This window comes from Borrelia hispanica CRI (assembly GCF_000500065.1).
GTDB classification, from domain to species: domain Bacteria; phylum Spirochaetota; class Spirochaetia; order Borreliales; family Borreliaceae; genus Borrelia; species Borrelia hispanica.
In genome coordinates, this window is record NZ_AYOU01000015.1 from 1 (window position 1) to 8,283 (window position 8,283).

Annotated in this window: 4 protein-coding genes and 3 pseudogenes; all 7 read right to left on the reverse strand. The window is 30.1% G+C overall.

The window, feature by feature from the left end:
* The coding region (locus U880_RS11030) for a hypothetical protein (RefSeq protein ID WP_038358539.1) at positions 1-635 on the reverse strand (635 nt) is incomplete at its 3' end.
* A gap of 427 nt (positions 636-1,062) precedes the next feature.
* A pseudogene (locus U880_RS10670) lies at positions 1,063-1,495 on the reverse strand (variable large family protein); the annotation flags it as partial.
* Positions 1,496-2,112: 617 nt separating this feature from the next.
* Positions 2,113-2,964 (reverse strand): complement regulator-acquiring protein, encoded by an 852-nt coding sequence (locus tag U880_RS0100415; protein WP_024654330.1) that lies wholly within the window; start codon positions 2,962-2,964, stop codon positions 2,113-2,115.
* A gap of 498 nt (positions 2,965-3,462) precedes the next feature.
* Positions 3,463-4,020, reverse strand: a pseudogene (locus U880_RS09670) (variable large family protein); the annotation flags it as partial.
* A 718-nt stretch (positions 4,021-4,738) separates the two neighbouring features.
* A pseudogene (locus tag U880_RS09675) lies at positions 4,739-5,813 on the reverse strand (variable large family protein).
* 300 nt (positions 5,814-6,113) lie between these two features.
* Entirely contained in the window at positions 6,114-7,136 is a 1,023-nt protein-coding gene (locus tag U880_RS0100430) for a variable large family protein (protein ID WP_038358544.1), read from the reverse strand.
* Positions 7,137-7,407: 271 nt separating this feature from the next.
* A partial coding sequence (locus U880_RS0100435) for a variable large family protein (RefSeq protein ID WP_024654332.1) occupies positions 7,408-8,283 on the reverse strand: 876 nt, incomplete at its 5' end.

Below are 8,283 nucleotides of genomic sequence, written 5' to 3' on the forward strand. Positions count from 1 at the left end.
TCTTTTATTTCTTGAAATTTTTGTTCCAATTCTAATAAAGATTTTTCATCATATTCATACGAATTTCCCATAATACTGTACAATATTTTTTGAGAATCTTCTAAAAGTTTACTTATAGCGTCAGCTTTAACCTCTTGCTGATATTTTTGTGAAATAATCTTTTTTAAATTAATAAAATCTCCAAAAATCGCCAAAATTTCATTCATTATATCTGATTGCTTTTCTTTTATTATTCTGTCAATCCAACAAAACACATCATCCACATAATAATTTATATCTGATTGCTTTTTTTCTTTTATCATTTTAAATGAATCATTTTCTTTTACTTCTCTATTATCTTCAGTTTTCACCTTTTCTTTTTCTTCACCCACTACTATTTCTTCTTTAAGATCATCTTCTTCAGTATCTTCTTCTTTAGTTTCTACTGTTACTTCCTCTACTGTTTCTACTTTTTTTTCATCTTTTCCTACTACTTCATTTTCATCTTTTTTTTCTTCCTTCACAGTAGCATTTTCATTAAAATTCTCTTTTTCATTCTCAACAACAGATCTTCTCCCTCTTTTCTTAGATGTTTCACTATCAAAGTGTTGTAAAGATTCACTATTCTCTTCAATAATATCCTTATTAAAATCCAATATAGAACTAGAATATTTCTCTATATATTTATCAAAAAAATCCTTCTAAAGCTCCTTTGTCCTCCCCAAAGAATAAATCACAACTAATAAAACTGAAAAGCAAAAACTTAAAAATTTGTCTTATTTCAACCCCCATTAATTATCACCAAATTAATAAATAAATCTAAAATAGCAACAATTATTAATTACTATTTTAAAGAAATTTATAGATAAAATGCAATTATTTAAGGTTTACATATTAAACAAAATATAATATAAAGCAAAAATTTCTATTTTCAATGATTAATGACTTTAGCATTCAATTTCCTTGCAAATCGAGCACTCAAATTCTTATCCTCAAAATTAAATATAAAATAAGAGATACAAAGAGCTTATAACTCTCAGTATCTTTCCTTTATAACTTTATTTATTTTTTCTAAAGCCTATTATCACCAAGCAACGAACTATCATTAGTAACACTAGCCAATTTGCTTAAATTATCAATTAGTTGCTCAAAAAACTCCATTTGCTATTTGAACTACATCTTCAACTATCTTAATTGTGCTCCCATCAGCATTTTTAGCCTTAGATATTTTAACTTTTAAACTCGTTTAATTTATTTTTAGTTGTTGTAAGTCCATCTCCAATCTTCTTAAAGTGTTCTCCCACCTTACTTCTCTTATCTCCCGCTTTAACAATACTAAATCCAAATACATCCCCAACAGCATTACCAAAACTAGCAAAAATCTCCTGAAATTCTTCTCCGATCGCAACTAATGACTCTAAAAAACTATTCTTAGCTTCCAAGTTTACCTTCCCCTCTTCTCCCTTTACTTCCCCCACTATTACCCTCCCATCACTATCATCACCACCATCACCATTACCAATTTACTATTCTTCTCCTCTCCTCTCTTATCTCTCTCTTCCTTCTCTTCGCCCTATTATATTTCCTATTCTCATTTTCTTTCTTCCCCTCCTTATTTTTTTTACTTTGTCATAGCTTATCTTTAAAGAATTAGAGGCAAAAAATAAAATCAAACAAAAATTGATTTTATCACCATCTATTATCAACCTGAAAATACAAAATATTTATCATTGACTTTCTTATAATTTATAATATTTAATTTTTGTTAAAGATATCGGTATATTTTTTTTACATTCTAATTAAAAATATAGATAATTATCATTCAACTTTTTCAAATTACTAATATATTCCACAACAAGGATCAAAACTTAATTTTTGTTTGTACAATTTTATACAATAAACTGAATATTTTTAATTAGAACATACACATCAAATAACATACTATTAACAAAAACAAATAAGACCCCCTCACAATTACAGAGAGAAGTGTGCATATCAAATTATTTACTATACATATAAAATAAATTTTTTCTACCAAACTTCACTTAAAATACATTTATACAACAAAAATATAGGAAGATAGACTATTATTAATCTACCTTCCTTTGTATTTTAAATGATTATATAAATTACTTAATTGTTATCTAAAATAGCTATAATCCTATTAGATACTGCCTTCATTCCAGGAATTTTAACCTTAATAAGATCTTTATATTTTTTATCAATATGCTTTATCAATTTCTTGCTATCAGAATCAATTCCATCTGTCTTAGCTTTATAAGATGAAATAAGACTATCTACGGCTTTCCTCCAATTTAATTTCTGTAATTGAATTTCCTCAAGCTTTGATTTAATTTCTCTTAAATCAACAAGACTCAATTTATTAAGTTTATCTCTATTATTTTCTAATTTATTAATTATTCTCTCAAAATCAAACTGAAGAGCTACTACTACAGCATTCATTATATCGTAAATCCATGTACCCTTATTTGTATTATCCGCTTCTACTTTTTTAAGAATTTCTGCAAAATCTTTTATTCTTTCTCTATTGTATAATAAAGAGGAATAAAATAATCGTCTTATTTCCTTATTATCATCATGATCCAATGTCTTATTATTAACAGCATTTAACACAAATTTAAACACTTCATTCTTCATACCATATTGATTTGCATCTTCAACTTCAGCTTTATCTTGATTTAATAATCCCATAACACTATTAATATCATTTATAAGGGCAGATATTAATTCCCCTTTCTCATCTTTTATTACAGAATCTCCTTTTACTACTTTTTCAACAGAAACTTTATTAACAACATCTTCTTTTATTGGTTCATCACCTTGAACGTTATTCACAAAATCTTGAACATTATTTACAACATCTTTTAAAAAATTATCAGGTCTTCCTTTATTATCCAATAATTTAGAATCTAGATTACAAGATGCTAACCCCAAAACTAATAATATAAATAAATTTTTTCTCACAAATATTCTCCTTCTTTAAGAATTAATAATCACTATTACCAAATAGTAATGATTATTAATTAATAATATATATCACTTTATTTAAAATACAATTTTTTTAATTAAAATTACTATTTTTTTACATCCCTATTCTAAAATTATTTACTTATTAACAATTTTTTCTTTTAAAAAAGAGATATAGTATATTTCATTTGTTTTCTTAATTTTTCTGTTGAAGTAAATTTGAAGAGAACTGACGATAAAAAATAAATAAGATTGTATGTGTTATAAATTTATATTTAGAAAAAGAATTTTATATAGTTTGTTTTATAAAAACATCAATTAACACACAATTTACGAATTAATAAAAACAGTTAATATGCCGAACCCATATTAAGCAGAGTACTTATTATCAATTAATATCAATCTTAGAGTATTAAAATAAATTATACTAGTTGATATTAATCTACATTTTTTTATAATTTTGGTGATTGGTATAGGGTAACACTAAAATACTTAAGGTTTGCTTGTACCAGCCTTAACCGCCTCAATAGCTGCTAATATATCTGCACCAATTGCTGCATTTAATGCTACATTAGCCGCTTTTAAGCCAGTAGCAGCAACATTACCAGTAACATTAAATAACTTTGCAATTTCTTTAGAGTCGACAATTGTCTTATCAGCATTTCCTTTTGAATCAACTTTAACTTCCTTTGCTGCTTCATAGATTATACTAATACCCTCAACAAGACTCTTTACACTTACTGTATCTGCTGGCACTGCATCATTATTATCAGCAGTAGCACTAGCTATTTTATCGATAGCACCACCAGTAGCTCCCTTAATTTTACTTACACCATCAACTATCTTTTTCAAAGTATCAATTGCTTTGGTGATTATACCATCTGTTTTATCTTTTATTAAATTAAACTGTACATTACTCTTAAGACTCTCCAATTTACCTTTAATTACATTAACTGCTTCTCCAACCTTACCCAAGTGTTCTCCAACTTCTTTTTTAGTTGTATCTACATTAAAACCAAGCGCATCTTTTAATAACTCACCAAAAGATAAATAAGATTACTTAATGCTTCCCAATATACTCCAACAGAAAAATCAAAAAAAATAAATAAACGAAACTAACACATGATAAATTCACACTTAACAAAAAATATAAAGGAAATATATTAATTACTTAAATTAACAAGAAAACATCTCTCATGTACAACTTCACAAAGAACAAAAAAAGTGTCTACTTTGCATAAGTTTCTACAACGTCCTGTATTAAAAACTAAGGTAAATAATATTCTTTAAGTTCTTATACATGTTTAATATTTTCATAGTTAATTAATTTTACGAATTAATAAAAACAATTAGTGGTAGAGGATATGATTCTGATGAAGAAAACAGTAAAGAATATTTTTGAGAAAGTAATAAAGAGATGTATTAACTATCATAAAATTGAAACTTAAATGCAAGTAAACAAATATTTTTATAAAAACAAATTTATTATATTTAATATATATAATCTATATTAATATATAGACCAAGTAATTTACCAATTGACTTTTGATCGCTTTCTAATGTTAAGTTGTTCCACTCCTCCCAAAAACTAAAAAGTAAAAATAAAGCTATTATTATCACACTTACTTACTTTCCCTTATTTTTAATTATTATATTCATATTTAACTTCTTATTTTTATATATAACAACACAGAAGGCATCCTAAACTTATATCTAAGATAACCTTCTCATCATTTTACTTTTAAGTAATATAATCTAACTATTTATATTATTACTGAACTGCTGCTTTTGGAGCTCTTGCTTGATCTACTTCCTGCTTTACTTTATCAAGAACATTTTTTACTGTATTTTTAATTATTTCTTCTATTGCTATTAACAGCTTATTTACTGCGGCTACTCCTGCTGATTGTGCTACCTTATCATCATCATTATTATTCGCAGCTAATTTACCATCCTTAACTAAAGAGCGTAATGCTATTCCTCCTGCTACTGCTGCTGCTTTAGATGCATCTTGTGATAAATTAGCTCCATTACCTCCTTTTGCAAACGCCACCGCACTTGTATTTGCAGTTGCCTGACCTCCTACTCCTGTATCCGCATCACCCTCTGTTGACTTAACTATTGATGCCAGCATTTCCTTACCGCTTACACTTGCTAGTATTGCTGCTGCTTTACTTATATCTCCTGCTGCTGGCTTACCAGCACTATCTATAGCTAATATCTTAGCTCCATCCTTATTATTTGCACTACCTACTTTTACTGTTGTGTTTCCCGCTTCTGGCTTTGCAACACCTTCTTTACCAGCTGTGTCCACTATTCCTTTCAATGCATTATATGCTTTCTTTAATTCAACTTGACTTGCTGCTGTTCCTTCTTTATCACTTTCTGTCCAACCTACTAGCTTAGAATCACCTATCCCTTTTAGTGATTCTAAATGCCCTTTTAATATGCTTAAAGTAGCCTTAGCCGTATCAACTGCTGCTCTTATTCCCTTATTTAATACACCTTCTTTATCAACATCTACTGATGCTTTTCCTGCTACTTTCTCTAATTCGCCTGATGCAAAACCTATCTTTTCTCCTAGACTGTTAAAATACCTCCCTACATCTTCCTTTTTTGTATCTTTATTAACTTTAAATCCCAATACATCTGACATTAACTCTATAAATGCATAAAATGCCCTCTCTGCACTTCTCCCTACTTACATCATTGCTCCTCTTAATCCTCTCCCGTCTCCTCCTCCTGCGCCTTCTCCTCCCTTTACTCCCCCACTATTACATCCCCATCACCATAACTACCATCATCACCATCATTATCATTATTCCTTTTACTATTCTTCTCCCCATCTTCTCTCCTCTCTTTCCTCTCTCTATTTCTCTTCTCCCTTCTATTTTTCCTATTCTCATTTTCTTCGCCTCCTTGTTTTTTCTTACTTTATAGCTTTTTATAGCTTATTTGCTTTTCTTTTATTTACTTAGCTTATCTTTTAAGGACTAGAAGCAAAAAATATGATTTATATAGAAATAAATTTATATAACATATACAATACCGCAAATAAAAAAAAGAGAGCTCTCTTGCTCTCATTAACTAAGTTTTTATTTGAAAAATTCAACTATATTCTCAATTATCCTAATGATCTTACTCTTTTATTCATTAATTTTGGCAACAGACCCTTCTCCTTGTTTAATTTTTACTAATACCTCATTAATCCCTTTTAATCCTTCATCCACTCTATTCCTGATTGCTATTACCAATGTACTTAATACCTTATTTACTGCACTTGCTACTGTTCCATTCATTGCATGAGCTGATTTATCCTCATTACTTTTAGCCGCAAATCTACCATCTTTCGCCATCCCTCTCAATGCTATCCCTGCTGCTATTACTGCATCTTTCTTTGCATCATCTTTAATCTCTTTTTTATTAGCAACAGCTGGAGCAACAGCAATTTCAGCTGCATCTGTTGCTTTCTCAACTCCCTCAGCATTATTCACTGCAGGATTTTCTTTAGACTTCGCTATTGCCTTCAATATATCAGCACCACTTACAGATCCTATTGATGCACTCGCCTTAGCTGCCTCTGCTTCTGTTGCATCATCAGCAGTGTTACTAAACAACTTCCCAATATCCTTCTTATCATCCTCTGCGGTCTTAGTAGCTTCTGCACTACCTTCACCCTCACTCAACACTATTCCAACAATTGCCTTTATTCCTTTTACTAATGAAATAACAGATTCTTTATTAGCAGCCACTGCAGCCTGATTTTTAACAGCATTACCAATAAGAATACCATCATTAGCACCCTTTGCTGCTTCCTTTGCCCCTTCTTCGATCTTACTTATCTTCCCAATAAATCCCTCTATCTTCTCTTTCACCTTTTCATAACTTCCATGTTCTTCTAAAATTTTTACTAATTTCCCTTTCACTGTTTTCATAGTATTCTCAATCTTAGTAAAATAAACTCCTATATCACTCTTCTTTGTATCTGCCTTGATTCCTAATGTCTCCGTAATCATATCCCCAAAACTCACAAAAACATCTAAAAACCCTTTCCCTAAATTTACCATCTCACTCAAAAACACTTTCTCTGGATCTTTTACTCCCCCACTATTACATCCCATCACCACCATCACTACCATCACCATTATTCCCTTTACTATTCTTTTCATTCTATTCCCTCTCTCTCTCACTCTCTCTATCACTCTCTTCCCTTTTATTTCACCTTCTTTTACTTCTCTATTCATTTTCTTAGCCTCCTTATTTTTTCTTTCTTTTTAGCTTTCTTATAGCTTATTTATTAAGAATTAGAAGCAAAAAATATGACTTATATAACACATACAATCTTGAAAATAAAAAAAGAGAGCTCTCTTGCTCTCATTAACTAAGTTTTTATTTAAAAAATTTAATTACATTCTAAATTTTACTAATTATCTTATTCTTTTATTCATTAATTTTGGCAACAGAACCTTCTCCTTGTTTAATCTCTCCTAACATCTTATTAATCTCTTTTAATCCCTCATTCACTCTATTCCTGATTCCTATCACCAATGTACTCAATACCTTATTTACTGAACTTGATACTGCTCCATTGACTGCATTTGCTGATTTCTCTTCATTTTGCTTAGAAGCAAACTTACCATCCTTTGCCATTGCTCTTAATGCTATTCCCGCTGCTATTACTGCATCCTTCTTTGCTGATTCTACTGCAACTTCTTTTTTGTCATCTTTAGCCGGAGCAATAGCAATCTCTGCTGCATTTTTTGCTTTATCAATTTCATCAACATTAACAGCTTCAGAGGACTTAGCAATAGCTTGTAATATATCAGCACCACTTACTGCCCCTACTGATGCACTCGCCTTAGCTGCCTCAGTATCTTGAGCTCTATCATCATTTTTCTTTGCAAATAACTGTCCAACTTTCTTCTTATCAGAATCAATTGTCTTATCAGCTTTTTCATCTCCTTCATTCTCTTTCAAAACTACACCAACAATAGTCCTAATACCCTTAACAAGTAAATTGACACTTGTAGTGTCCGCCGCTACAGCATCCTGACCTTCTTTCACAGCATTTCCAATAGCATCACCACCAGTAGCCCCTTTTGCAGCTTCTTTTGCTCCCTCAGCAATCTTATCTACAGTCCCACTAATAAACTGCTCAACAACTGTTTTAACTTTTTCATATTGCCCATTCTTTTCTAAAATTTCGTTTAACTTTGCTTTAGTAGTTTGCATACTCTTCTCAATATCACTAAAATATTTCCCTATTTCACTTTTCTTTGTGTCCGCTTTTATTCCCAATGTCCCTGTAATCATATC